The 25,303-nt window shown below is 65.8% G+C and carries 26 protein-coding genes; 17 read left to right on the forward strand and 9 right to left on the reverse strand.

What is annotated here, in order from left to right:
* Window positions 1-78: 78 nt before the first annotated feature.
* From hemC to ppa, 5 genes are all read left to right on the forward strand, one after another.
* A complete protein-coding gene (gene hemC / locus HD842_RS03075; RefSeq protein ID WP_183553556.1) occupies window positions 79-1,074 on the forward strand; it encodes a hydroxymethylbilane synthase in 996 nt (331 codons plus the stop codon).
* Between the two features lies 1 nt (window position 1,075).
* Window positions 1,076-1,855 carry a uroporphyrinogen-III synthase gene (locus HD842_RS03080; protein WP_183550803.1) on the forward strand — a complete coding sequence of 260 codons (780 nt, stop codon included), beginning with the start codon at window positions 1,076-1,078 and terminating at the stop codon, window positions 1,853-1,855.
* Entirely contained in the window at window positions 1,852-3,039 is a 1,188-nt protein-coding gene (locus HD842_RS03085; protein ID WP_183550806.1) for a uroporphyrinogen-III C-methyltransferase, read from the forward strand. The genes HD842_RS03080 and HD842_RS03085 overlap by 4 nt, the downstream gene beginning before the upstream one ends.
* Before the next feature lie 2 nt (window positions 3,040-3,041).
* The gene (locus HD842_RS03090; protein ID WP_183550809.1) at window positions 3,042-4,238 is read left to right on the forward strand and encodes a heme biosynthesis protein HemY; all 1,197 of its coding nucleotides are present in this window, start codon (window positions 3,042-3,044) and stop codon (window positions 4,236-4,238) included.
* A 61-nt stretch (window positions 4,239-4,299) separates the two neighbouring features.
* On the forward strand, window positions 4,300-4,839 hold the full coding sequence (ppa, locus tag HD842_RS03095) for an inorganic diphosphatase (protein WP_183550812.1): 540 nt from the start codon (window positions 4,300-4,302) through the stop codon (window positions 4,837-4,839).
* Window positions 4,840-4,899: 60 nt separating this feature from the next.
* Here the strand turns inward: ppa and HD842_RS03100 are convergent, their stop codons facing one another.
* The 7 genes from HD842_RS03100 to HD842_RS03130 all read right to left on the reverse strand — a co-directional run bounded on the left by HD842_RS03100 (window position 4,900) and on the right by HD842_RS03130 (window position 12,969).
* Complete coding sequence (locus HD842_RS03100; protein ID WP_183550815.1) at window positions 4,900-5,559, reverse strand: choice-of-anchor J domain-containing protein; 660 nt, start codon at window positions 5,557-5,559, stop codon at window positions 4,900-4,902.
* A gap of 247 nt (window positions 5,560-5,806) precedes the next feature.
* A complete protein-coding gene (locus HD842_RS03105; protein ID WP_183550818.1) occupies window positions 5,807-6,895 on the reverse strand; it encodes a branched-chain amino acid ABC transporter permease in 1,089 nt (362 codons plus the stop codon).
* Window positions 6,896-6,897: 2 nt separating this feature from the next.
* Complete coding sequence (locus HD842_RS03110) at window positions 6,898-7,920, reverse strand: branched-chain amino acid ABC transporter permease (RefSeq protein WP_183550822.1); 1,023 nt, start codon at window positions 7,918-7,920, stop codon at window positions 6,898-6,900.
* Between the two features lie 8 nt (window positions 7,921-7,928).
* The gene (locus HD842_RS03115; protein WP_183553557.1) at window positions 7,929-8,675 is read right to left on the reverse strand and encodes an ABC transporter ATP-binding protein; all 747 of its coding nucleotides are present in this window, start codon (window positions 8,673-8,675) and stop codon (window positions 7,929-7,931) included.
* A complete protein-coding gene (locus HD842_RS03120; protein ID WP_370660778.1) occupies window positions 8,662-9,462 on the reverse strand; it encodes an ABC transporter ATP-binding protein in 801 nt (266 codons plus the stop codon). The genes HD842_RS03115 and HD842_RS03120 overlap by 14 nt, the downstream gene beginning before the upstream one ends.
* Before the next feature lies 1 nt (window position 9,463).
* The gene (locus tag HD842_RS03125) at window positions 9,464-10,666 is read right to left on the reverse strand and encodes a substrate-binding domain-containing protein (RefSeq protein ID WP_183550825.1); all 1,203 of its coding nucleotides are present in this window, start codon (window positions 10,664-10,666) and stop codon (window positions 9,464-9,466) included.
* Between the two features lie 20 nt (window positions 10,667-10,686).
* The gene (locus tag HD842_RS03130) at window positions 10,687-12,969 is read right to left on the reverse strand and encodes a TonB-dependent receptor (protein WP_183550828.1); all 2,283 of its coding nucleotides are present in this window, start codon (window positions 12,967-12,969) and stop codon (window positions 10,687-10,689) included.
* Here HD842_RS03130 and HD842_RS03135 point away from each other — a divergent pair.
* Both HD842_RS03135 and HD842_RS03140 read left to right on the forward strand, forming a co-directional pair.
* Window positions 12,968-13,159: a hypothetical protein gene (locus tag HD842_RS03135; protein WP_183550831.1), complete on the forward strand. Its 192-nt coding sequence runs from the start codon at window positions 12,968-12,970 to the stop codon at window positions 13,157-13,159. The two genes, HD842_RS03130 and HD842_RS03135, sit on opposite strands and share 2 nt — an antisense overlap.
* Before the next feature lie 57 nt (window positions 13,160-13,216).
* Window positions 13,217-14,137 (forward strand): LysR family transcriptional regulator, encoded by a 921-nt coding sequence (locus HD842_RS03140; protein ID WP_183550833.1) that lies wholly within the window; start codon window positions 13,217-13,219, stop codon window positions 14,135-14,137.
* 38 nt (window positions 14,138-14,175) lie between these two features.
* Here the strand turns inward: HD842_RS03140 and udk are convergent, their stop codons facing one another.
* A complete protein-coding gene (gene udk, locus HD842_RS03145) occupies window positions 14,176-14,817 on the reverse strand; it encodes a uridine kinase (protein WP_183550835.1) in 642 nt (213 codons plus the stop codon).
* A 140-nt stretch (window positions 14,818-14,957) separates the two neighbouring features.
* Here udk and HD842_RS03150 point away from each other — a divergent pair, with 140 nt between their 5' ends.
* Window positions 14,958-15,902: an ADP-ribosylglycohydrolase family protein gene (locus HD842_RS03150; RefSeq protein WP_183550838.1), complete on the forward strand. Its 945-nt coding sequence runs from the start codon at window positions 14,958-14,960 to the stop codon at window positions 15,900-15,902.
* Between the two features lie 37 nt (window positions 15,903-15,939).
* Window positions 15,940-16,443 carry a hypothetical protein gene (locus tag HD842_RS03155; protein WP_183550841.1) on the forward strand — a complete coding sequence of 168 codons (504 nt, stop codon included), beginning with the start codon at window positions 15,940-15,942 and terminating at the stop codon, window positions 16,441-16,443.
* A 23-nt stretch (window positions 16,444-16,466) separates the two neighbouring features.
* Here HD842_RS03155 and HD842_RS03160 read toward each other — a convergent pair whose 3' ends face one another.
* Window positions 16,467-17,444, reverse strand: coding sequence for a TIGR01777 family oxidoreductase (locus HD842_RS03160; protein WP_229424573.1), 978 nt, complete (start codon window positions 17,442-17,444; stop codon window positions 16,467-16,469).
* 268 nt (window positions 17,445-17,712) lie between these two features.
* Here HD842_RS03160 and HD842_RS03165 point away from each other — a divergent pair, with 268 nt between their 5' ends.
* From HD842_RS03165 to HD842_RS03200, 8 genes are read left to right on the forward strand one after another with little or no spacing between them, the layout of a single operon-like run.
* Window positions 17,713-19,131, forward strand: coding sequence for an SLC13 family permease (locus tag HD842_RS03165; RefSeq protein ID WP_183550843.1), 1,419 nt, complete (start codon window positions 17,713-17,715; stop codon window positions 19,129-19,131).
* A gap of 25 nt (window positions 19,132-19,156) precedes the next feature.
* The gene (mdcA, locus tag HD842_RS03170) at window positions 19,157-20,824 is read left to right on the forward strand and encodes a malonate decarboxylase subunit alpha (protein ID WP_183550846.1); all 1,668 of its coding nucleotides are present in this window, start codon (window positions 19,157-19,159) and stop codon (window positions 20,822-20,824) included.
* 11 nt (window positions 20,825-20,835) lie between these two features.
* Window positions 20,836-21,159, forward strand: a complete 324-nt coding sequence (gene mdcC / locus HD842_RS03175) for a malonate decarboxylase acyl carrier protein (RefSeq protein WP_183550849.1) — start codon at window positions 20,836-20,838, stop codon at window positions 21,157-21,159.
* Window positions 21,156-22,064, forward strand: coding sequence for a biotin-independent malonate decarboxylase subunit beta (locus HD842_RS03180; RefSeq protein WP_183550852.1), 909 nt, complete (start codon window positions 21,156-21,158; stop codon window positions 22,062-22,064). Before mdcC ends, HD842_RS03180 begins: the two co-directional genes overlap by 4 nt.
* Window positions 22,064-22,780 carry a biotin-independent malonate decarboxylase subunit gamma gene (mdcE, locus tag HD842_RS03185; protein WP_183550855.1) on the forward strand — a complete coding sequence of 239 codons (717 nt, stop codon included), beginning with the start codon at window positions 22,064-22,066 and terminating at the stop codon, window positions 22,778-22,780. Before HD842_RS03180 ends, mdcE begins: the two co-directional genes overlap by 1 nt.
* The gene (gene mdcG / locus HD842_RS03190) at window positions 22,764-23,438 is read left to right on the forward strand and encodes a malonate decarboxylase holo-[acyl-carrier-protein] synthase (protein ID WP_183550858.1); all 675 of its coding nucleotides are present in this window, start codon (window positions 22,764-22,766) and stop codon (window positions 23,436-23,438) included. The genes mdcE and mdcG overlap by 17 nt, the downstream gene beginning before the upstream one ends.
* Window positions 23,431-24,327: a triphosphoribosyl-dephospho-CoA synthase MdcB gene (mdcB, locus tag HD842_RS03195; RefSeq protein WP_183550861.1), complete on the forward strand. Its 897-nt coding sequence runs from the start codon at window positions 23,431-23,433 to the stop codon at window positions 24,325-24,327. Before mdcG ends, mdcB begins: the two co-directional genes overlap by 8 nt.
* A complete protein-coding gene (locus HD842_RS03200) occupies window positions 24,297-25,253 on the forward strand; it encodes an ACP S-malonyltransferase (RefSeq protein WP_370660779.1) in 957 nt (318 codons plus the stop codon). The genes mdcB and HD842_RS03200 overlap by 31 nt, the downstream gene beginning before the upstream one ends.
* Window positions 25,254-25,303: the final 50 nt, after the last annotated feature.

Consider the following 25,303-nt stretch of genomic DNA (forward strand, 5'->3'; position numbering starts at 1 on the left):
TGATCTTATGCAGGGAGCGGTTACCGGCACCGGCCGGATCGGCCCAATGACAGTGAAAGAATTCGTGTGTTAGCAGCTATACAGCAAGGTACTTCGCAGAGTACTTCGGCGTCAGCGCCGTCAAAACTCATTATCGCATCCCGCGAGAGTCGCCTGGCCATGTGGCAGGCGGAGCACGTACGCGACCGGCTCGTCGCATTATATCCACAGTGCCGCGTCGAGATTCTCGGGATGACCACACGGGGCGACCAGATTCTCGACCGCACGCTGTCGGCCGTTGGCGGCAAGGGCCTGTTCGTCAAGGAGCTCGAAGTCGCGATGGCCGAAGGCCGCGCCGACCTGGCCGTGCATTCGCTCAAGGACGTGCCGATGGAGCTGCCCGAAGGCTTCGAGCTGACCGCCGTGCTCGAACGCGAAGACCCGCGCGACGCGTTCGTGTCCAACGATTACGCCAGCCTCGATGCGCTGCCGGCCGGCGCCATCGTCGGCACCAGCAGCCTGCGCCGCCAGTCGCTGATCGCCGCGCGCTATCCGCACCTGGTCATCCTGCCGCTGCGCGGCAATCTCGATACGCGGCTTAGCAAGCTCGATCGCGGCGAATATGCCGCCATCATCCTGGCCGCTGCGGGCCTCAAGCGCCTCGGCCTGCCGCAGCGCATCCGCGCACTGCTCGAACCCGAAATGAGCTTGCCGGCGGCCGGGCAGGGCGCGATGGCGATCGAGATCCTGAGCAGCGCGCGCAGCGACGGCGTCGACCTGCGCGCCGTGCTGGCGCCGCTGAACCACGACGACACGGCCAGCGCCGTGCTGGCCGAGCGCAAGGTGTCGCGTATCTTTGGCGGCAGCTGCCAGATTCCGCTGGCGGCCTTCGCCACCGTGCAGAGCGGCCAACTGCGCCTGCGCGCGATGGTCGCCACGCCGGACGGCAAGCGCAGCGCGCACGCCGAAGTGAGCGGCCCGGTCGAGCAGCCCGAGTATCTGGGCGAGCAGGTGTCCGAGTTGCTGGCCCAGCAGGATGCGAATGCGATCCTGGCGGCGTGCCGTCTCGATGCCGCTGCAAACCAGGATGCCTGAGATGCCTGAGACGGCGCGCGTCGTCGTCGTCACGCGCCCGCGCGCGCAGGCCGATGCGCTGGCCCAGGCCGTTGCCGCCAGCGGCCGTACCGCCGTGCTGCTGCCGCTGCTCGAGATCAGCCCGGTGGAGGATGCCGCGCCGCTGCGCGCGGCGCTGGCCGAACTTGACCGGTTTGCGCTGGTGGCATTCGTCTCGCCCAATGCCATCGATGCCGCGTTCGCGCACATCGATGCCTGGCCAGCGGCGGTGCCGGTGGCGATCGTCGGCGACGGCAGCCGCGCCGCGCTGGCACGCCACGGGGTGACCGGTGACGCATGTACGATCTTCAGCCCGGCCGACAGCGCGCACAGCGATTCCGAGCACTTGCTGCAGCGCCTCGACCTGGCGTCGTACGCCGGCAAACGCGTGCTGATCGTGCGTGGCGACGGTGGCCGCGAGCTGCTGGCCGACGCCTTGCGCGCCGCCGGCGCCCGGGTCGAGCCGGTGGCCGCGTACCGCCGCGCGACGCCGGTATTGACGGCGGAACTGGCCACACGATTGCGCGCCTTGCTGGCGCAGCCAAACGACTGGATAATCACGAGCTCGGAAGCCTTGCGCGGACTGGCCGGGCTGGTGCAAGCCATCGACGACGATGCGCTGATGGCGCGATTACAGCAGCAGCGCCTGATCGTGCCCCATGCGCGGATTGCACAGACGGCTCGCGATCTGGGCCTGGAACACGTGCGCCTCACCGGTTCCGGCGATGCACGCCTATTAGCAGCGTTACAATCACAAGAATGAACGAATTGCCGAACAACCCAGACCAACCCCAGGCCAGCGTGCCCGCCCCCAGCCTTGCCAAGCCGGAGGAGACGCAGGTGCCGCCTGCTGCGCCGCGCGTGAGCGGTCCGGCCGCGCGCGGCCTGTTCGACCGTGTGGCGCGACCGTTGCCGCTGGCCGTCATCGCGCTGGCCGTGATGCTGGCCGTGCAGACGTTCTCGTCGCACAGCCGCATCAATTCGCTGCGCCAGGACATGGCGCGCAGCCTGCAGAAGGGCAATGCGGTCAATGCCGAGACGGCGGCGCTCGCGCGCGACGTGGCCGACCAGTCGAAGGAACTGCAGATCAAGGTTGGCGTGCTGGAGAGCCGCCAGAGCGAAGCGCAGAGTCAGCAGGTCGCGCTCGAGCAGCTCTACAAGGATCTGTCGCAGAACCGCGACGAGTGGGCGCTGTCCGAAATCGAGCAGGTGCTCGCGACCGCGAGCCAGCAGCTGCAACTGGCCGGCAATGTGCAGGGCGCCCTGATCGCGCTGCAGAACGCTGATCGCGCCGTCTCGAGCTCGAATGCCCCGCAATTTTTGACCATCCGCCGCGCGATCGCGGCTGACATCGACAAGCTCAAGGCCTTGCCGGCGGTCGATCTGGCCGGCGTCGCGCTGCGCCTGGACAATGTGATCGTCCAGGTCGAGACGCTGCCGATGCTGGCCGATGAAAAGCCGCTGCTGCCGGTGGCCCCGGTGCGCACGACGCGCCGGCTCGAGGCCGCAGCCGCGGCCGCGCCTGCCAAGAATGCCGCGCCGGCGGTGCCACCTGAGTCGCTCGGTGTGGGTCAGCGTCTGCTGCAGACCTGGAGCATGTGGAGCCAGGAGATGTGGGACGACGTGCGCCAGCTGATCCGCGTGCGCAGTGTCGACGACCCCGAGGCGCTGATGCTGTCGCCGAGCGAGTCGTTCTTTGTCCGCGAAAACCTCAAGCTGCGCCTGCTTAATGCGCGCCTGGCCCTGTTGTCGCGTAACGAAGCCACGTTCCGCGACGACCTAGCCACGGCCCAGACCATGCTGGCCAAGTACTTCGACACGCGCGCCCGCACGACGCAATCGGCCCAGGCGGCATTGCGCCAGGTGCAGGCCAATGACCTGACGATCGAATTGCCGACGCTGGCCGAGAGCCTGGGCGCGGTGCGCAACTACAAAGCGAAGCAATAACCATGCGCTTACTCATCTGGCTGGTTACGCTGATGGCCGCGGCCATCGGCATCGCGGTGACGGCGCGCTTCAATCCGGGCAATGTGGTGCTGTTCTATCCGCCGCACCGGATCGACATGTCGCTCAATCTGTTCGTCGTCGTGCTGATGCTGCTGTTCGCCACGCTGTACGTGCTGGTGCGCACCTTCTACGCGACGGCGCGTATGCCGCAGCGGGTGGCGGCGTACCGCCAGCGCCGCCGCGAGCGCGATGGCAACAAGGGCTTGCGCGACGCGCTCAAGGCACTGTTCGAAGGCCGCTTCGGCCACGCCGAAAAGGCTGCGATGCGCGCTGCCGACCTGCCCGAGAACACGGGCCTGGCAGCGCTGATCGGCGCGCGCGCGGCGCACCGCATGCGCGAGCCGGCACGCCGCGACGCCTGGCTGGCCGGCATCTCGCACGACACCACGCTCAAGACGGCGCGCCTGATGACGCTGACCGAACTGCTGGTCGACGATCACCGCCCTGAGGCGGCACTGGAAGCGGTAGCCGAACTCAATGCCAGCGGCCAGCGCCACATCCACGCACTGCAGTGGGCAATGAAGGCCAACCAGCAAGCGCGCAACTGGCCCGAGGTGCTGCGCCTGGTGCGCATTCTCGACAAACGCAATGCGCTGCATCCGGCACTGGCCCGGCGCCTGCGCGAAATGGCCTACGAAGCGCTGCTGGGCGGCGAAGACCACGACGCCGAATCGATCCGCTGGACCTGGGCCACGGTGCCCCCGCAAGACCGCACGGTGCCGTACGTGGCGGCGCGCGCCGCCGGCGCCTTCAATGCGCGCGGCCTGCACGACGAAGCGCGCGCAATTGCCGAAGAGTCGCTCAAGGCTAACTGGGACGAACGTGTCGTGCGCGCCTACCGCGACGCGGCCAGCCCGGCCGGCTCGCCATCGCTGCTGGCCCAGATCGAAGCCTGCGAAACGTGGCGCCGTGAACGGCCGCAGGACGCCGAACTGGCGCTTACGCTCGGCACGCTGTGCCTGAAACAGAAGCTGTGGGGCAAGGCCCAGCGCTATCTGGAGCAAGCCTTGTCGGACGCGACCGAAGCGGCGATGGTGCGCGAAGCGCATCTGAAACTGGCCCAGATGCATGAAGCGCTGGGGCAGGACGAGCTGGCCGCCAAGCATTACCGGCAGTGCGCACTGGCGACTGTGTTGTAACGCGTGCCTTTCGCTATAATGGCGGACTAATTTTGACTCTTTAGCAACCAAGGATCCCATCATGAGCCTGAACAACGTCCCAGCCGGCAAAGACGTGCCGAACGACTTCAACGTCATCATTGAAATCCCGATGAACTCCGATCCGGTCAAGTATGAAGTCGACAAGGACACGGGCGCGATCTTCGTCGATCGTTTCATGGGTACCGCCATGCACTACCCGTGCAACTACGGCTACGTGCCGCAAACCATCGCCGACGACGGCGATCCATGCGACGTGCTGGTCATCACCCCGTTCCCGCTGCCACCAGGCGTCGTGGTCCGTTGCCGCGCGCTGGGCGTGCTGAAGATGACCGACGACGGCGGCGGCGACGCCAAGGTCATCGCAGTGCCGATCGAAAAAGTGCTGCCGATGTACAAGAAAATCCAGTCGCTGGACGACGTGGAAGAGCTGCGCCTGAAGCAGATCCAGCATTTCTTCGAGCACTACAAGGACCTCGAAGCGGGCAAATGGGTCAAGATCGAAGGCTGGGCTGGTATCGATGAAGCCAAGGCCGAGATCGTTGCCGGCGTGGCAGCGTACAACAAGGGCGCCCAGGCATAAGCCAGCGCGCAGGCAGTATCCGAAAGCCGGCCGCCCGTGAGGGTTGCCGGCTTTTTTACGTCAGTGCGACTCCTGGCGGCGCAGCAGGCCAAGCACGCCCAGGCCATCGGCCAGCAGAAGCCGGCTGGTGGGTTCCGGCAGACGCGTGACCACGCGCACCGTGTCGAGCCCGACATGGCTCAGCCTGGCCGCATCGCCCAGGTGGCGAAACGCGAAGCGGCCTGTGCCGTCTACCGTCAGGTCGAGGTGCCATGGCTGCCATTGTGCGGGGAAGTCGACGGCGCCGCCGATGCTGGCCAGCAGCGTGTCAAAGGACGCTGCAGCGGTCCCGCTGCCGCTGCCGTAGCGCACTTCCAGCAGATCGTCGAAGCCGTCGACGCGCTCGCGGCTGGTGAAGAACGACAGCGTGGTGGGGCCACTGAGTGTCAATGTCGGCGTGATCAGCCAGTTGTCGACGCGGCCGACGCCGTGGGCGGCGCTGAGGCAGCTCGCGACGGCGTACGCGCCGGGTGGGCCAGCCTGGGCCGGGAAGATGTCGGGGTCGCCCTGGCACCATGGCGCGCCTAGCGGGATGCTGCGGTTGATGCGCACCCAGCCCGGGGAGTCGGCCAGGTTGCCGAAGTCTTCGCTGAGCACTTTGGTACCGGCTGCCTGGGTGGTGCGAGGGGCGCAGGCGGCCGGGCTCTCTACTGCGGCGAGCATGAAATTGAGTCGTTGCATGGTGAGCCGTCGCGTCGGGGATCGAGGCTTTATCATAGAAACGGCGGGCACCGCGGTATTGCGGTGCGTTGGGGCTGCCGGGTCACGTGCCCGGCGCGACGCAAAGGGGGAGGGGGAACCAAAAAACGTCGCCGAGGTCGTAGGGTGGACGGCTCTGCCGTCCACGCGTCCAAACCAACCCCGCTCCGTCGTATGCGAAGTCGGGTTGAACGCGTGGACGGGAAACCCGTCCACCCTACCTATTGCGTCAAGAGCGCGTCGGTCGCTGCGCCAGCCACGCCCGCAGCCGCAGCTTGCCAACGATCCCGACCGGAAACCAGTAAATGGACAGGATGAACAGCAGCCCCAGCCACAGCATCCAGCGATCCGGGTGCAGGGCGGCGGCCAGCACAGGCACGCCGTCCAGTGCGGCAGCGCCGTGCGCCATCCAGTCTTTCAGATAGTTCTGGGCCAGGATGAACAGTGTCGCGCCCACGACCGCGCCATACATCGTGCCCATGCCGCCGATCACGACGATCAGCAGGATGTCGGTCATGACCTCGAAGCCAAGCGACGTCTTTGGGCCGACGTAGCGCAGCCACAGCGCCATCAGGGCGCCGGCCAGGCTTGCCGTCAGCGCCGCCAGGACATTGGCCCAGATCCGGTACACCATCGTGCGGTAGCCAAGGGCTTCGGCGCGAAACGCGTTTTCGCGGATCGCCTGCAGCACCCGCCCGAACGGCGAATTGACCAGCCGCAGCAGGAACAGAAACAGCAGCAGGCAGCCGGAGAACACGACGTAATAGGTCAGCACCCGGCCATCGAGATGACGGCCGAACACCTCGTGCTCGACCAGCCGATAGGCAGGAGAAAGCACGTGCGGCACGCTGAACGTGACGCCATCCTCGCCGCCGGTGAAGTCGGACAGTTGCGAGGCCAGCACGGCAAACGACGAGGCCACGGCCAGCGTGATCATCGCGTAGAAGATGGCTTGCACGCGCAGCGCGAACAGCCCCACCACCAGCGCCAGGGCCAGCGCAAGCAGCAGCGCCAGGCCAAGGCCCGCCATGGCGACGCCCCAGGTCGGCTCATCGACGCGCGCCAGCGCCAGCCCGATGCCATACGCGCCGATTCCATAAAACATCGTATGGGCGAACGAGACGATGCCGGTATAACCCAGCAGCAGGTCGTAGGACGCCACCAGCACGATGTAGACGCAGATCGTGGCCGCCGTGTTGAGTGGCCGCGCACCGGAGGTCAGGAACGGCGCCAGCGCGAGCCCGAGCACGATCACGACCAGCAGCGCCGTCAGGCTGCGGCTGCGCGGCAGGTCGCCCGATAACAGTTGGCGCAGCATGGTCAGCCCCGTCCCGTCGCATACAGCCCGGCGGGCCGCCACAGCAGGACCGAGATCATCAGGACGATGCTCGACACCAGCGCGATCCCGGGCGCCAGGAAGCCCGCGTAATTGGCCACCAGCGCGATGAGCAGCGCGCCGATGAAGCAGCCGCCGACCGACCCCAGGCCGCCGATGATGATGACGATGAACAGCATCACCATGATTTCGCCGCCCATCGCGGCCGTCAGCGTTTCCTTGTACAAGCCCCACATCACGCCGCCCAGGCCGGCAAGGCCTGCGCCGGCCGCGAACACCAGTATGAACAGGCGGCGGATGCGGTAGCCGAGCGCTTCGACCATCTCGCCATGTTCGACGCCGGCGCGCACCAGCAGGCCGATCTTCGTGCGGTTCAGGATCAGGTACATCGCGACGAATACCACCAGGCCAATCGCCACCGCCACCAGGCGGTACTTGTCGATGGCCGCGTCGCCCAGCAGGAACGCACCGCGCAGGGCCGTGGGCAGCGGCACGGCGATCGTCGCGGCGCCCCAGACGACGTGAATCAGCTGCTCGGCCACGATCATGCCGCCCATCGTGACCAGGATCTGCTTGAGGTGCTGGCCGTAGACGGGCTGGATGAGCAACCGTTCGAAGGCCCAGCCCAGCAGCGCCGTGACGAGCATGGCGACCACGATCGCCAGCGCCAGCACAGCCAGATTGCTGGGCAGGGAATCCATCTCGAGCCAGTGGCGCAGCGGCAGCAGCACGAGCGTGGCCGAAAACGCGCCGACTGCGATGAATGCGCCATGGCCGAAATTGATCACGTTCATCAGCCCGAACACGAGGGTCAGCCCGCTGGCCATGATGAAGATCATCATGCCCATCGCGAGGCCCGCGACGGTGAGGGTGACCCAGGTGGACCAGCTGCCCACCAGCGGCAGGGTGGCCAGCATCAGCGCCGGCACCAGCAGCAGCGGCGCGATATCGCGGCGGGTGGCCGGCAGCTGGACGTCGGCCGATGGGACGGCGGGGGCGAGGGACATGGGTGTTCCTAGGGTTGGGTGTCGAGGGACAGGCCGAGCAGGCGCTGTTGCAGCGCGGCGTCGCCCGCCAGCACGGCCATCGGGCCGGCATGCACCACGCGGCCGCCATCCATCACGCTGGCCGTGTCGCCCAGCGCGCGCACGACGTGCACGTTCTGTTCGACCAGCAGGATCGTCGCGCCTTGCGCCTTCAGCTCGCGAAACGCCGCCATCAGGCTGTGCACGATGGCGGGTGCCAGGCCCTTGGTCGGCTCATCGACCAGCAGCAGCTTGCGCGGTTCGACGATGGCGCGCGCGATCGCCACCATCTGCTTCTGGCCACCGGACAGGTTCCCGGCCGGGCGGTGCCAGAACATGCGCAGCGCCGGAAAAAAGCCGCAGATCCAGTCGACACGCGCGGCGTCGAGCGGGCCGTCACGCGCGGCCAGCACCAGGTTTTCGCGCACTGTCAGGTCGGAAAACACGGCCATGTTCTCGGGCACGTACGCAATGCCGGCGCGCGCGATGTCCGATGTGGCCAGCCGGGTGATGTCGCGGCCATCGAAGTGGATGCTGCCACTGCTGGCGCGCCACAGGCCCATGATCGTGCGCAGCGTTGTCGTCTTGCCGGCGCCGTTGCGCCCCAGCAGGACGGCCAGTTCGCCGCGCGCCACCTGCAGGTCGACACCGTGCAGGATGTGGTACTGGCCGATGTGCGTGTGCACGCCGGTCAGGCGCAGCAGCGGCTGGCGCGTCGCCGGATCAGGCGCGAGCATGTTCGGTGTCGGACGTTCCAAGATAAGCCTCCTGAACGATGGCAGATGCCATGACCTCGCGCGGTTCGCCATCGGCCACCAGCACGCCGTTGTGCAGCACGACGATGCGGTCGGCCAGCTGGCGCACGACGTCCATCTTGTGCTCGACCAGCAAGATGGTGCGGGCGGCGTCGCCCTTGACTTCGCGGATCAGGTCGAGCACGACCGGCACGTCGTCGGCGCTCATGCCGGCGGTGGGTTCGTCGAACATCATGACGGACGGCTGCAGCGCCAGCAGGATCGCGACTTCGAGCTTGCGCTGGTCGCCGTGCGACAGCGCGCCCACCAGCATGTCGCGCCGCGCCGCCAGCGCCACGCGCCCGAGGTAATAGTCGGCGCGTTCGATAAGGTCGCGGTGGCTTGACCAGACCGACAGGAAGTCCAGGCCAATGCCGGCGCGGCTCTGCACCGCCAGGCGCACGTTCTCGATCACTGACAGCAACGGGAACAGGTTGGTGAGCTGGAAGGCGCGGCCGATGCCAAGACGCGTACGGCGCGCGGCGCCCAGGCGCGTGATGTCGCGGCCATGCAGGTGCACGCTGCCGGCGCTCGCGCGCAACTGGCCCGAGATCAGGTTGAACCACGTGGTCTTGCCGGCGCCGTTGGGCCCGACGATGACGGTGAGCGTACCCGGAAAAAAATCGGCCGTGACGGCGTTGACGGCAACGTGCCCGCCGAAGCGGATCGTCAGGCCGCGCGTGGACAGGGACGGCGCAGCGCGTTCGCTGGCGGCAGCCATGTCAGCCATGTCAGCGCTTGTTCCGCACCGGCAGCGGCATCTCGTCGGCCGGGATGTCGCGCACCAGTTCGAGCAAATCCCATTCGTTCTTCTGGTCCTTCTTGATGCGGAAGTGGTACATCGGCTGGATCGCCTGGTGGTCTTCCTTGCGAAAGACCATGGCGCCCTTCGGCGTCCCGAAGTGCATGCCTTCCATCGCGGCGGCCATCTTGTCGCCATCACCGTCCGGTACCTTGCTCAGCGCCGTCACGACCGCGCTGGCGGCGGCCATCCCACCGGCCGTGAACATGTCGGGCGGGGTCTTGTAGCGCTTCGTGTGCTCTGCCACCAGCCAGTCGTTCATCGGATTTCTCGGAAAACCGTAGTAGTAATAGATGGTGCCTTCGGTGCCGGCATGGGCTTTCCAGGTCTGCATCACGGGCAGGATATTGCCGCCCGGGGCCAGCGCGATGCCGTAGCGTTCGGGTTTCATGGCGGCGATCTTGTTCATCGGACTCGGGCCGGCCCAGACGATGGCCAGCACGCGCGGCTGCGGCTTGTCTTTCAGGGCATCGAACAGGCGCTGCGCCGATGCCGTGAAGTCGGTCGTCGCGAGCGGCGCGTATTCTTCATGGACGACGCTGGCCTTGCTGCCGGTGGCGATCAAGGCTTCCTTGCCGGCCTTGATCGCATCGCGCCCGAACGCATAATCCTGGGTCAGGAAACCCACGCTGCCGCTTTTCAGGGTGCTGGCGGCGGCCAGCGCATCCTGCATCGAACTGCGCGCGGTGCGAAAGATGTACTTGTTCCACTTGTCGCCCGTGATCGCATCGGCCACGGCCGGCTCGATGATCAGGATTTTTTTATACTCCTTCGCCACCGGCAGCATGGCCAGCGCCGAGGCGGACGAGGTGGTGCCGACCGCAATGTCGACGCGGTCGTCGCCATACGCTTCGGCCAGCAGCGTACGGCCCAGATCGGGTTTACTCTGGTCATCCTTGACGATGACCTTGATGGCGCGGCCATTGATGGTCATCCTGCCCCTGGTCAGGTACTCGAGGCCCAGCATGAAGCCGCTCTCGGTCTCGCGCGCGTAGGTTTCAAGTGCGCCCGTCTTGCCGGCGATGAGGGCAACTTTAAAGTCCTTGCCCTGTGCACCTGCGTGGGGCGCGGCGCCCAGGGCACATGCGGCCAGCAGCAGCGGCAGGGCGAACGATCTGATCGAATGGCGCATGCGGTCTCCTCGAGATGTTTTTAGAAGCGCAGTTCGATCGTCGCCGACACCGTGCGCGGGTTGCCGTAGAAAGCCGTCAGCGTGCCTTCGTTGCCCAGCGTCGGGAACAGGTAGCCGGCCGTTTTATAGTGTTCGTCCCCCAGGTTCTTGCCGTGCAGGCCGGCGCGTACCTTGCCATCGGCGCGGGTCCAGACGATGCTCGCGTCCCAGATCCTGTACGAGTCCTGGTCGAGGATCGATGGGGTTTCGAACTGGCTGGTGGCGCCCTTGTATGCATAGCTGCCGATCAGCGAGACACGCCCGTTGTGGCCCATGACTGGCAGCGGGATGTCGTAATTGGCGCGCAGGTTGGCCGAATTCTTCGGCGTGTTCTGGAACGTGCGCTGGCTGGCCACATTGACATTGGCCACGATGTATTCCCGGTAGCTGGCGTCGATGTAGCTGTACATCCCGGCGACCATGAAGTTGGGCGTGAGGTTGGCGACGGCTTCGAGTTCGACGCCCTTGATCCGTGCCTTGCCGGCGTTGGTGGTCACGCCGGCGAAGCTGTCGTCGCGCCCGTCGCCGTTGGTGTCGATGGCGATCGAGCCCGGGATCTGCACGTCCTGGTAATCGCTGTGGAACATGGCCAGGTTGGTCGTGATGCGCCCGCCATGGAAGGCCGACTTGAGACCCAGTTCGGTCGTCTCGATCGTTTCCGGCGCATAGCCGGCGCGCGCGGTGGCGATCGGGAGCCGCGTGCCGACCACGTTCACGCGCGGATCGAACCCGCCGCCCTTGAAGCCTTCGGAATACGACGCGTACAGGTTGTGGGCATCGTTCATCTTCCAGCTCAGTGCCACGCGCGGCGTGAATTTCTTGTCCTTGCGCTCGAGCAGGCCGCCGCGCAGATCGGTATCGGTGCGAAATAGAATCGCGTTTGGATTGCCCATCCGGGGCGAGCCGGCTAGCCCGAAATAAATCTGGCGCAGCACATCGGCTTCGCGCTGGTCGACCGTGTAGCGCCCGCCCAGCGACAGGCTCAGGCCCTCGGCGAGCGTATAGCTGCCGTCAAAGTAAGCGGCCCAGGCCTTCGTGTCGATGTCGCCCAGCGTGAAGGTCGACGTGGGCACCGCGCCGGCCAGGATGGTGTCGAACTGGTTGAAGGCGTTGGCGTCCATGTAGTACACGCCGGCCACGCCCTGCAGGCGCGCGCCGCTGTAGGTTGCTTGCAGCTCCTGGCTGAACTGGCGGTTGGTGTACAGCGCCGGCACTTCCATGTCGACGACGGGCAGGGCGTCGAAGTCGATCGGCGCCCATGACTTGTCGCGGCGCGCGGCCGTGATCGATTTCAGGCGCCACGCGCTGTCGACGGTGTACTCGACCGTGACCGAGCCGCCGTACGAGCGCACTTCCTGGTCGCGGCCCAGCACTTTGGTGAGGTTGCCGCGCGTGTCGAACACGTCGTCCAGGATGGGCGCGCGGCTGGTGCGCCCGACGATCAGACGATGGCCATTCTTGGGGTTGGAATCGTCCTGCGTGAAGTCGCCGGCAAGGCGGACGAACAGGTCCTGGTTCGGCACGAGTTCAATTGAGACCCTGCCGGCGGTGACGTCCTTGTCGTAGTTGCCCTTGCCGGTGGTCAGGTTGTCGCCAAAGCCGTCGCGCGTGAAGCGCGCGAATGTGCCGCTAATGCGCGCGGTGTCGGTCAGCGGCGTGCTGGCCGTGAGCACGCCGTCTCGCTGGCCGTAGTCGCCTAGCGTGGCGCGCACGCGCACGTCGCGCTGGGGGCCAAGCTTGCGCGTGACGTACTTGAGCGCGCCGCCGATCGTGTTGCGGCCGTACAGTGTGCCCTGCGGGCCGCGCAGCACCTCGATGCGCTCGACATCATAGATGTCGGCCACGGCAGCCTGTGGCCGGGCCAGATAAATGTCATCGACATAGATGCCCACGCCCGACTCGAAGCCGGCCAGCGGGTCGGCCTGGCCGACACCGCGGATGAACGCCGTGAGCGTGCTGTTGGTGGCGCGCGACGCCTTGAGCGTCGTGTTGGGCAGCGACAGCGCCAGGGCAGTCACATCGGGCAGCGCCTGCTTCGAGAGCTGGTCGGCCGAGAATGCGGTGACCGACACCGGCACATCCTGCAGCGACTCTTCGCGCCGGCGCGCGGTGACGACCACCCTGGACATGTTGTCGTCGGTAGTCGCCGCAGCCGGGGCGCCCGTCGCTTCCTGGGCATGGACGGCGCCGATGGCGCCGCTGCACGCGGCCAGCAGGGCGCACGTGGACGGATGCAGCAGCTTCATCTTTCTGATCGGACGCATGGATGTCTCCTTATTGTTCGTCGCCACGGTGGATGTGTCGCTCAAAGGGGGAATGTGCCCGAGCGCACCATGCGTCACCTTGCGCATCAACAAGCGCTCCCATGAATACGCAGTTCGAATGGCGGCGTTGCAACAGATGGTCGAACGCATGCGCGTTGCATCACCAAGCGTGCCGGTGCCTGGCGATTGAGGCCCCGTGTGGGCGGTTGATGTATCCTCGTCGTGTATCCATTTCACGAGGGCCCCCATGCGCAGCCAGATCAGCGACGACATCACTTTCCGCAAACTCGAGATCCTGCTGGCGTACATGGAAGGCGGCAATCTGAACGCCGCCGCCCGCATGCTCGACATCAGCGCCGTGAGCGTGCATCGCGCGCTGCATTCGCTGGAAGATGGAATGAGTTGTCAGCTGTTCAGTCTGCAGGGCCGCAACCTGATTCCCAACGACGCCGCGCAGGTGCTGGCGGACGTGAGCCGCGACGTGGTGCGGCTGATGGCGGACGGCATTGCAGCGACGCGCTCGGCCGCCGGTTATTCAGCTGATCATCTCAAGATCGGCTCGCTGTATTCGCTGACGACCGGCACGATCCCCGATGTCATCATCGGCATCAAGCTGCGCAAGCAGGAACTCGAAACCGAACTGGTGCTGGGTTCGAACGCGGATCTGCTGCACAAGCTCAAGCAGAATGCGATCGATGCAGCGCTGATGGCGGTGCCCGAACCCGATCCGGACATCGAATCGATCGCGCTGTTCGAGGACGAGATATTCTTTGCAGCGCCGGCCGGTTCGCCCTATGCGGGGATGGCCGAAGTCGATCTGCGCGCCTGCGCGGACGAAAAGTTCGTCTGCCTGAAGGATGGCTTCGTGACCTTCAACGGGTTCCAGGAAGCGTTCCGCATCGCCGGGTATGCGCCGAGCATCGTCACGCGCGTGGGCGATATCTTCTCGCTGATGAACCTGGTGGGGGCGGGGATTGGCTACACGCTGCTGCCTGGCCGTGTGCGCCATGCATTTGGCGACAAGGTCCAGCTGATCCCGTTGAAGAACGACTATCTGATGCGCCAGACGATCGGTCTGAGTTTCCTGCGCGTGCGCGAGCGGGATCCTAACCTGCTGGCGCTGGCAGCGGTGTGCCGGATGCTGAAACACCGTACGCCAGCGGGCTGAGCACGCTGGTGCCGGTATGGATCAGCGCCCAACCATCCTTACGACCGCTTCAACTGGTTGATCACGCTGGCGACCTTCGTGGTGATCATGTCGACCGCCGGATTGTTCGCTCCGTGCGGGATGATGACATCGGCGTTGCGCTTGGTCGGCTCGATGAACTGCTTGTGCATCGGGCGCACGGTGTCCAGGTACTGGCTGATGACGCTTTCCACCGAGCGGCCCCGTTCCGTGATATCGCGCTGCATGCGGCGGATGAAGCGGATGTCGGACGCCGTATCGACAAAGATCTTCAGCGACATCATGTCGCACAAGGCCGGGTCATACAGGGCAAACAGGCCTTCGATGACGATCACCGGGGCGGGCTTGACCCGAATGGTGCGGTCGGAGCGGTTGTGCAGCGTGAAGTCGTACTCGGGCATGTCGATCGATTCGCCCCGGCGCAGCGCCTGGACGTGCTGCACCAGCAGCGACCACTCGAACGCCTGCGGATGGTCGTAATTCTGCTGGGTGCGCACTTCAGGGCTGAGATGCGTCTGGTCGCAGTAATAATCATCCTGCATCACGACCGAGACCATCTCGGTGCCGAATGTGGACAGCACTTGCCTGGACACCGTGGACTTGCCACTGCCGCTACCGCCCGCGACGCCAATAATAAACGGTTGAAAAGGAAAACTGAGCATGCCGAATGATACCGGATTCGGGACCGGACCGACAGGTCACCGGCGACACGACCGGTCGCAGATGTCGCGTCGGTGCTACCGGGAAAACACCAAAAAATGACGACGTTTCTGTCAGAATCATCGTGATTAAGGAGATTGTCATGACTACAAGGCTGGATCGGATTCGTGGTGGTATGTACGGCTTGCTGACAGGGGATGCTCTGGGCGTTCCCTATGAATTTTCAGCGCCGCAGGATATTCCAGAACGACGCCTGATCGACATGTCTCCGCCACCCGGCTTCGCCCGGGCACACAGCTCGGTTCCCGAGGGGACGTGGAGCGACGATGGCGCACAGGCGCTGTTGCTGCTGGCGTCGTTGGTCGAGTGTCAATCAGTCGACCTTCAGCAATTTACGGAGAGCCTGATGGATTGGTGCCGAAACGGCGCCATGACGCCGGACGGGAGGGTGTTCGACATCGGGATCCAGACAAGACAGGCACTTGAAAATTTTGCCCGGTACGGCAATCCCCTCACATGTGGTCCCAACCAGGAGAGGAGCAATGGCAATGGTTCGTTAATGCGCACGCTTCCTTGCGCATTCATTGTCACGTCGAACCCGGCGGATATGATCGCTCGCGCAAGACGACAAAGTTTGCCAACGCACGCCCATCCACGGTCGCAACTGGCCTGTGCGCTTTACGCGCTCATGGCCTGGCAGATGGTGGAAGGCAGGACACCGATTGAAGCACTCGACTACGCACAAGACACCCTCCAGCAAGGGGTCGATCCTGGCGAGCAAGCAGAGCTCAGCCTGATCCTGGACGGCCGCCTGGATCGGTCGCAGGGTTCAGGCTATGTGGTCGACAGTCTTTGGTCAGCAATACGGTGCGTGCTCGCAACCGACAACTACGAAGATTGTGTGCGCGAAGCGATCGCTCTTGGCAATGATACGGATACCACTGCCTGCATCGCTGGCGGTCTGGCAGGTGTGCTCTATGGGGAACAAGGTATTCCAGCGCTTTGGCGACACGCCCTGCAAGGTCGATCCATCGTGGAAGATGTGCTCGCCCGACTGGCCACGTCCGCGGCCCAGGAACAATATTGATCGACCAACCCCTGTCCCCATCCCAAAAGGAATGCACATGATCCGGTTAGCAATACTTGCAGCTGTCGTGCTCAGCGTCATCTCACCTGTTTCAGCACAGGACGTGCTCCTGCTCGGCGAGGTGCAGCGCGTCATTCTGCAGCCGTCCGGCACGGCAGACTGCCCGCCGCCATGCCCGCCTGACACGCTGTATCCGGACGGATCGAGACGGATCTGCATCTCGAACGGTGGTGGGTGTCAAACGATGGATGTGAAGATCGAGCGGGTCTACCGTGGGGACGCCAAGGGCGAGACGCAACGCTTCAAGTCGCGCATCGGCGAGTGGGGCCCGAGTTTTCCAGTACATGAAAAACGCATTGTTGTCAGCGAAGAGGCGGGGGAGGTGTCCTGGTCGCCTGCAATCGAACAGGATGGAAAAATTTTCATCGATCCGCGCCGTCTGCGTCGTATTGGCGGCATTCCGACCTCGGCCAATGATGATGGCAAGTTAGCGGAACTGGACGAGCTACTCGAGCGTACCGCCACCGCGCGTCAACATTAGCCCGACAAGCGACTGCGCCGCAGTTACTTCAGGCTGCGCAGCGCCGCTTCCAGCGCCGGATAGGTGAACTCGAATCCTTCGCGTGCGAATCGCAGCGGCACCACGCGCTGGCCTTCGAGCAACAGGTCGGCCTGCTCGCCAAGCGCCAGGCGCATCGGCCAACCGGGTGTCGGGATCACGCATGGCCGTTTCCAGACGCGTGCGGCCGCCTGGCTGAATTCCAGTTGCGACACCGCGATCGGCGCGGTGAAGTTGGTTGCACCGAACGTCGGCGCAGATGTATCGCTGAGCGCCTGCTTCCAGCGATGCGCGATGCCCCCGACCAGATCGTCGATGTGAATCCACGACAGCCACTGGCGGCCGCTCCCCAGCCGGCCGCCGATACCCAGCCGGATCGGCAGCAGCATCATCGGCAGCGCGCCTTGCTCGCCCAGCACCAGGCCAAAGCGCATGCACTCGACCTGCACGCCGTGGCGCACGGCGCCGGCCGCGGCGGCTTCCCACTCGCGGCACAGGTCCGACATGAACATCTGCTGGGATGGCGCTGCTTCGTCGAGCTTGGCGTCGTCGCCAATGCGCTGGATGCCGTAGTAGCCGATCGCCGATGCCGACAGCAACAGTCGCGGCTTGTGACTGGCGCGGCCGATCCAGTCGACCACGTTTTCAGTCAGTGCGACGCGGCTCTGGCGCAGCGTCGCCTTGCGCGCGTCGGTCCAGCGCTGGCCGAGGATCCGGGCGCCGGCCAGGTTGACGACGATGTCGACCTGGTGGTCGAGCGGCAGATCGTCCATCGAGGCGATGGTGCGTACCTGCGCGCCGAGCAGCCCGGCAGCGCGCGGCACGTCGCGGGTCAGCGCGATCACCTGATGGCCGTCTTTCAGCAGCGCGCGTACCAGGTGCTGGCCGACGAAGCCCGTGGCGCCGGTGACCAGCACGCAGCGGGCGACGGTGTCGAACACGCTCGGTGCCTTGTTGGATGTCGGTGTCGCACTCGTTGTCAACTTGTTCTCCGGTTCTTCGTCTGAATTTGCCAAGACAGGAATGTAACACTTCCGCTGACAGTAAACGTTACCGACTCAGCGTAATTGATCTCGGCAGCGATCGGGTTTACCTTGGCGGCACAACCTGCATAACAAAAGAGCATGGCCGGCCCCGCAGTGTCCCGAGACCACGGTCCGAGGAGGCGATGGCGACAGACCATGCATTGGAGACGTATCACCAGCGACGCGCCGGGTGGAACCGGCCTTCGCACCTCGTAGGAGCCACCCTGTGTCCTCTCATGTCATTGCAATCTGCGTTCTGGCGCTCATGTTCATCGTCGCCACCGCCATGCCCATCAATATGGGCGTCATCGCGTTTGTCGGCGCCTTCCTGGTCGGCACAATTGTCTTCCACATGGAGACCAAGGCCATCATGACCGGCTACCCGGCCGAGCTGTTCCTGACCCTGGTCGGCATCACGTTCCTGTTCGCCCAGGCCCAGAACAATGGCACCATCGACTGGCTCGTCAGACTGGCCGTGCGCGCCGTCGGCGGGCGCATCGCCGCCATTCCCTGGGTCATGTTCGCGGTCACCGCGCTCCTCACATCCGTCGGCGCCGTCAGCCCGGCCGCAGTGGCGATCATCGCCCCGATCGCGCTGGGCTTTGCCGCCAAGTACAAGATCAATCCGCTGATGATGGGCCTGCTGGTGATTCACGGCGCGCAGGGCGGCGGCTTCTCGCCGATCAGCATCTATGGTGGCATCACCAACAAGGTCGTCATGGAAGCCGGCCTGCCGATTTCGCCGCTGACCACCGCGTTCACCAGCCTGGGCGTGAACCTGGCCGTGTCGATCATCCTGTTCTTCGTGTTCGGCGGTGCCAAGCTGATGCGCCAGCAAATGCCGAAGGCTGGTGCCGGCATCCGTCCGATGACGCCGTTCACGCCACCCGTGGCGGTCGCGGCGCAAGGCCCGCAGATCTACGGCGACGCCGAGAATGAAACGGGCAGCGAAGAGCGCCTGACCGCACAGCGTTCGACTGCTGCCGTCGGCGCCGTCGGCAACGGTGGCCCCGGTTCGGGTCTGGGCACCGGCGACATCGATCTGCATGCCGGTCCGACCTTCCACCAGATGTTCACCGTCGTCGGCCTGGTCGCGCTGGCCGTGCTCACGCTGCTGTACAAACTCGATATCGGCTTCGTTGCCCTCACCATCGGCCTGTTGATTTCGATCCTGTCGCCGCAGGTGCAAAAGCGCGCCATTGGCCAGGTGTCGTGGCCCGAGATCATGCTGATCGTCGGCGTGAGCACGTATGTCGGCGTCATGCAGAAAATGGGCACCATTACCTGGGTTGGCGAAAGCGTCGCCAGCCTGACCTCGCCGCTGACGGTGGCCTTGCTGCTGCTGTTCGTCGGCGCCATCGTCTCGGCCTTCGCCTCGTCGACCGCCGTACTGGGTTCGCTCATTCCGCTGGCCGTGCCGTTCCTGGCATCCGGCACCGGTGTCGATGCCATCGGCTTCATCGCCGCCATGGCCGTCGCCTCGACGATCGTCGACGTCAGCCCGTTCTCGACCAACGGCGCGCTCGTGCTGGCCAGTGCACAGGGCATTGACCGCGATGTATTCCTGCGCCAGCTGATGATCTATGGCGGTATCGTGACGCTGGTCGCACCGATCGTCGTGTGGCTGCTGTTCGTGGTGTTGTAAGGCCACGCAAATTTTAGGAACTATCATGAATCATGCTGAAGGCCGCTGGACCGGCCAGCAACGTAACCGCAGCGAGCGCCTGGCCCGCGCCGGCGCCGCCCTTGGCGGGGCACTCGACGGCAAGGTCGTCCAGGCCTCGCACATCGTCGAGCTGCTGCACGCAGTGCTCGAACCGGGCGACCGCGTCTGCCTCGAAGGCAACAACCAGAAGCAGGCCGACTTTCTTGGCAAGGCCCTGACGCGCGTCGATACGGCGCGCGTGCATGACCTGCACATGCTGCTGTCGGTGCTCTCGCTCCCGGAACACCTGGACGTGTTCGAAAAAGGGATCGCGTCGAAACTCGATTTCTCGTTTTCGGGCCCGCAGGCCGGGCGCCTGGCCAAGCTGGCGCAGTCGGGCAAGCTCAATATCGGTGCGATCCACACCTACCTCGAGCTGTTCGCGCGCTACTTCATCGACCTGACGCCGCGCGTGGCGCTGGTGGCCGCCGAAATGGCCGACCGCGACGGCAATCTGTACACCGGCCCGAATACCGAAGACACGCCGGCCATTGTTGAAGCGACGGCCTTCAAAAGCGGCATCGTCATCGCGCAGGTGAACCAGATCGTCGACAAGCTGCCCCGCATCGACATTCCCGGCGACTGGGTCGGCTACGTCGTGCAGTCGCCCACGCCGTACTACATCGAGCCGCTGTTTACCCGTGACCCGGCCCTGATTTCCGAGATCCAGGTGTTGATGGCGATGATGGCCATCAAGGGCATCTATGCCGAGTACGAGATCGAGCGCCTGAACCACGGCATCGGCTTCGACACGGCCGCCATCGAACTGCTGCTGCCAACCTACGCCGCGAGCCTGGGCCTGAAAGGCAAGATCGCCCGTCACTGGGCATTGAATCCACACCCGGCCCTGATCCCCGCGATCGAAGCGGGCTTCGTCGAATCGGTGCACTCGTTCGGCTCCGAGCTGGGCATGGAAAACTATATCCGCGCGCGGCCCGACGTGTTCTTCGTGGGGCCGGACGGCTCAATGCGCAGCAACCGTGCCTTTTCGCAGGCAGCCGGGCATTACGCCTGCGACCTGTTCATCGGCTCGACGCTGCAGATCGACTTGCAGGGCAATTCGTCGACCGCCACGCTGGGGCGCATCGCGGGCTTCGGCGGCGCGCCGAACATGGGCGCCGATGCGCGGGGCCGGCGCCACCCCAGCAAGGCCTGGCTGAAAGCCGGTGAAGAGGCGCGCGCGGGCCGCAACGTGATCCCGCGTGGCCAGAAGCTGGTGGTGCAGATGGTCGAGACCTTCCGCGAGCACATGGCGCCGGCCTTCGTCGACAAGCTCGACGCCTGGCAACTGGCCGAGCAGGCCGGGATGGCGATTCCGCCCGTGATGATCTATGGTGATGACGTCAGTCACATCCTGACAGAGGAAGGCATTGCCAACCTGCTGCTGTGCCGCACGGACGAAGAGCGCGAACAGGCGATCCGTGGCGTGGCCGGCTATACGCCGGTGGGCATGGCGCGCGACAAGCGCATGGTCGAGAACCTGCGCGACCGGGGCATCATCCGCCGGCCCGAAGATCTCGGCATCGACAAACGCATGGCGACCCGCGACCTGCTGGCCGCCAAGAACATGAAGGGCCTGGTGCGCGCATCGGGCGGGCTGTACGACCCGCCGAAGCGCTTCAGGAACTGGTAAGGAACAACATCATGGAAACGCTGAACTATCGTTTCGAAGGCGGCCAGCGCCCATTGAGCGGCATGCCGCAACTGGTGGGCGTGGTCGGCTCGGGCAATCTTGAAATTTTGATCGAACCGGCGCACCTGAAGGGCGCCTGCGAGATCGAAGTGCGCACGGCGGCCGTCGGCTTCGGCGCCACCTGGCAGGCCGTCATGGCCGACTTTCATGCGCGCTGGAGCCTGGCCGACGCGCGCGTGAGCGTCAACGACATGGGCGCCACGCCGGCCGTCGTGAGCCTGCGCCTGGACCAGGCGGTCGAGTCGATCGCCGCTCTGCCCGGAGGCGCGTCATGAGCAGCTACCAGGAACTCACGGCGCGCCAGCGCATTCCGGCGATGTTCGATGCCGGCAGCTTCGAGGAATTCCTGCCGCCGTCCATGCGCATCGTCAGTCCGCACCTGGCGCAGCTCGATGCGGCGGTGTCGTTCGACGACGGCGTCGTCGTCGGGCGCGGCAAGCTCGGTGGCCAGGTCGTGTTCGGCGCGGCGCAGGAGGGCGGCTTCATGGGCGGCGCGGTCGGCGAAGTCCACGGCGCCAAGCTGGTGGGCATGCTGCAGCGCGCGATCGACGAACGGGCGCACGCCGTCGTGCTGCTGCTCGAATCGGGCGGCGTGCGGCTGCATGAAGCCAACGCGGGCCTGATCGCCGTGTCGGAAGTCATGCGCGCGATCCTCGACGTGCGCGCGGCCGGCATCCCCGTGATCGCGGTCGTCGGTGGCGCCAACGGGTGCTTTGGCGGCATGGGCATCGCTGCGCGCTGCGCCAACACGGTCATCATGTCCGAAGAAGGGCGCCTGGCGATGTCGGGCCCCGAAGTCATCGAGACCGCCAACGGCGTGGAAGAATTCGATTCACGCGACCGCGCGCTGGTCTGGCGCACGACGGGCGGCAAGCACCGCTACCTGCTGGGCGACTGCCAGGTGCTGGTGGAAGACGACACACAAGCGCTGCGCGCTGCGGCGCTCGACGCCATCGCGGACATCCCGGCGGGCGGCGCACCGTTGACGCTCGATGGCCTGCTGGCCGAGCAGGCGATGCTCGAACGGCGCCTGCGTGACACGCAGGGCCTCACCGAACCGATGGATATCTGGAAGGGCCTGGGCATGCCAGATCCGGCGCGGGTGCCGATGCTGGAACCCGACGCCTTCCTCACACTGGCGGCGCAGTACCGCGCCACGCCCACGCTGGGAGAACGATGATGGATTGGCAGAACGTAGCAGCACAACTGTTCCCCGGCGGGCATACCATCACCGAAGCCGACAACTTTTTAAGCGGCAGCGCGCAGGTCGATGGCAAGCCGGTGGCCGTCATTGGCACCACCGACCACACGCCGATCGGCATCGAGATCGCCCTGGCCCAGGCGCAGGCGATCCTGAAGACGGTGTGCGAGCATCCGGGCCGGCCGATCCTGATCCTGGTCGACACGCAAGGCCAGCGCCTGCGCCACCGCGACGAGATGTTGGGCATCAACAGCTACATGGCGCATCTGGGCAAGTGCGTCGATCTGGCGCGGCGCAAAGGCCACACGGTCATCGGCCTCGTGTACGACCAGGCGCTGTCGGGTGGCTTCATCACCAGTGGCCTGATTGCCAGCGCCTGTTACGCGCTGCCCGAGGCGACCATCCGCGTGATGGGTTTGCCGGCGATGGCGCGCATCACGAAGGTGCCCGAGGAACGCCTGACCGAGCTGGCCAAGGACAATCCCGTATTCGCGCCGGGCCCGGAAAACTACCTGCGCATGGGTGGCTTGCACGGCATCTGGGATGGCGATCTGGCGGGAGAATTGATCCGCGCACTGGCCGATGCCAAGGCCGGGGACGAGCGCATGGCGCTGGGCCTGGCGCGGGGCGGCCGCCTGATGGCGCACCCGGTGGCGCAGGCGGTCAGGGTGGGCAGCGATGTTCGCCCGGCATGACCTGGTCTGGCTGACGAGCCGCGGCTGGCAGCGTGTGCGTTCGGGCGCGCCGCAAGCCGCGCTGTCTGCGCTGGATCGCTGGCGTGACGGTGGCTGGCCAGCCGTCGTGCGGCGCACCGAAGCCGGCATGCTGCCGGGTGAGGTGGCGATCGGTTTCCCATTGCCGCCGCGCCCTGAAGATGGCGGCAAACTCAAATTCGGCTGCGCCGTCGAGATGTCCGATATCGGCCGGCGCACGCGCGCCTTGCCGCTGGTCGGCGCGCTCGACGCCGTGCCGGTGCAGTGGCGCGAAGGCCTGGAAGCACTCGAGCGCCAGGCGGCCGATGCCGGCGTGAGCCTCTCCGTGTACGGCTCGGTGGCGCTGGCCGCGCTCACGGGTCAGTATTATCTGACGCCGTTGTCCGACATCGATGTGCTGCTGCAGCCGCAGACGCGGCGCCAGCTGATGATCGGGCTCGATCTGCTGTCGTGGCATGCGGGCATCCTGCCGCTCGATGGCGAAGTGGTGTTTCCCGATGGCCGCGCGGTCGCGTGGAAGGAACTGCGCGCGGCGTTTGCCGGTGCGCCGGGCACGCGCGTGTTGACGAAAGGGCTGGACCGCATTGCGCTGGTCCTGCCCGAAGCATTGATGGCCACGCTGGAGGAAGAACATGGATGACCTGAACCCGCTGCAGACAGTGCGTGCGCCTGGCCGGCCCGAGCAAGGCGACGCCAGCGGGCGCGCCTTTTGCCAGCGCATCGTGCGCGTGGCCGTGCGCAGCCTGTATGCGGAACTGGTGCTGTATCCGAAGCCGGGCCTAGTCTCGAAGATCGACAACGGCAGCCATACCGACATGACGGCGGCCACCTTCGTGCGCAGCCTGTTTGCGCTGCGGCGCTACTTTGCCGACATCACCCGCGCAGGCATGCTGGATGCGCCATTTCACGTTTTAAAGCAGCTGGGGATCGATGCTGAAGCTCGGATGCTGCGCGCCACCGGCGGCATCAACACGCACCGTGGCGCGATCTTTTGCCTGGGCATGCTGTGCGCGGCCATCGGTCGCTGCCGGGCGCATGGTGACGCCTTGACCCCGGCGCGCATTGGCGAACTGCTGCGCGCATGCTGGGGCCAGGCGCTGGGCGCGCACAGCGTTGTCAACGGCGAGCCTGTTTCGCACGGCGCCCGCGCCGTGCTGCGCTACGCAGCCAGCGGTGCGCGCGAAGAAGGGGCGCTTGGTTTTCCGTCGGTGTTCGACGTGGGTCTGCCGGCGCTGCACCGCGCATTGGCAGCAGGGCGCGGTATGCGCGAAGCCCGCATCGACGCACTGTTTGCGCTGATGGCGCATATCAGCGATACCAATGTCTACCACCGCGGCGGCGTCGAAGGCGCGTTGACCGTGCGGCGCCAGGCACGCGCCTTCATCGCGCGCGGTGGGACGGCGGCGCCCGACTGGGAAGCGCGCGCGCTGGCGAGCCACCGCAGCTTCGTCGCGGCGCGCCTGTCGCCGGGCGGCGCGGCCGATCTGTTGGGCGCCGTGTGCCTCGTGCACGCGGTGACGACGCGCTGATGGCGGGGCGCCTGGCCATTCTGTGCCCGGGGCAGGGCGCGCAGCATCCGGCCATGTTCGACATGGCACGCGGCGATCCTGCGGCCAGCCGGCTGCTTGAGGAGTGGTGCGCTGATCCCGCACTGGGTGCGACGCTGCAAGCCGGCCTTGGCGAAGAGCGCTTCACGAACCGCATCGCGCAACCGGCCATCGTCGCTGCCACGCTGGCCATGTGGCGGGCGTTGCAGGACTCGATCGCAATGCCGGCGCTGGTGGCCGGCTACAGCATCGGTGAATTGTCGGCCTATAGCGTGGCGGGGGCGCTGGCACCGGAGGACGTGATCAGGCTGGCCATCGAACGGGCACGGCTGATGGATGCTTGTGTTGTCGAGGGTGCGGCGCAGGGCATGGTGGCGCTGTCTGGCATGCCGGCCGGGACGGTTGACGACTTGCTGGTGGGCGCCGGTTTTTATCCGGCCATCGTGACCGGCGACGATGCGCTGGTGGCCGGTGGTCCGGCCGCGCAGCGTGATGCATTGGCCAGCGCCGCGATCGCCGCCGGTGGCCACGCCACGGTGCTGCCGGTCGCGGTCGCATCGCATACGCCGCTGCTGGCGAGCGCGGTCGCACCGTTCGCTGCCTTGCTGACCGATGCGCAATGGCGCGCACCTGCATTCCCCGTGCTGTCCGGCATCACGGCCGAACCGGTGTTCGATACGGCCAAGGCACTGGCAGAACTGCCGCGCCAGATCGCCGAGCCGATCCGGTGGCGCGACTGTATGGATGCGTTGGGCGAAGCCGGCGTCACGGTAGCGCTCGAACTGGGGCCCGGTGCGGCGCTGTCTCGTATGTTGCAGTCGCGCAACCCGAACATCGCTTGCCGCTCGGTCACGGAATTTCGCTCGCTTGACGGGATACGCGCCTGGCTAGACAGGCAGCTCGACTGACATTCACAAAGCTGATGTCTGATATTGCAACTCAGAATTGGAAAACACGC

The organism is Massilia aurea (assembly GCF_014200505.1).
GTDB lineage: Bacteria > Pseudomonadota > Gammaproteobacteria > Burkholderiales > Burkholderiaceae_D > Telluria > Telluria aurea_B.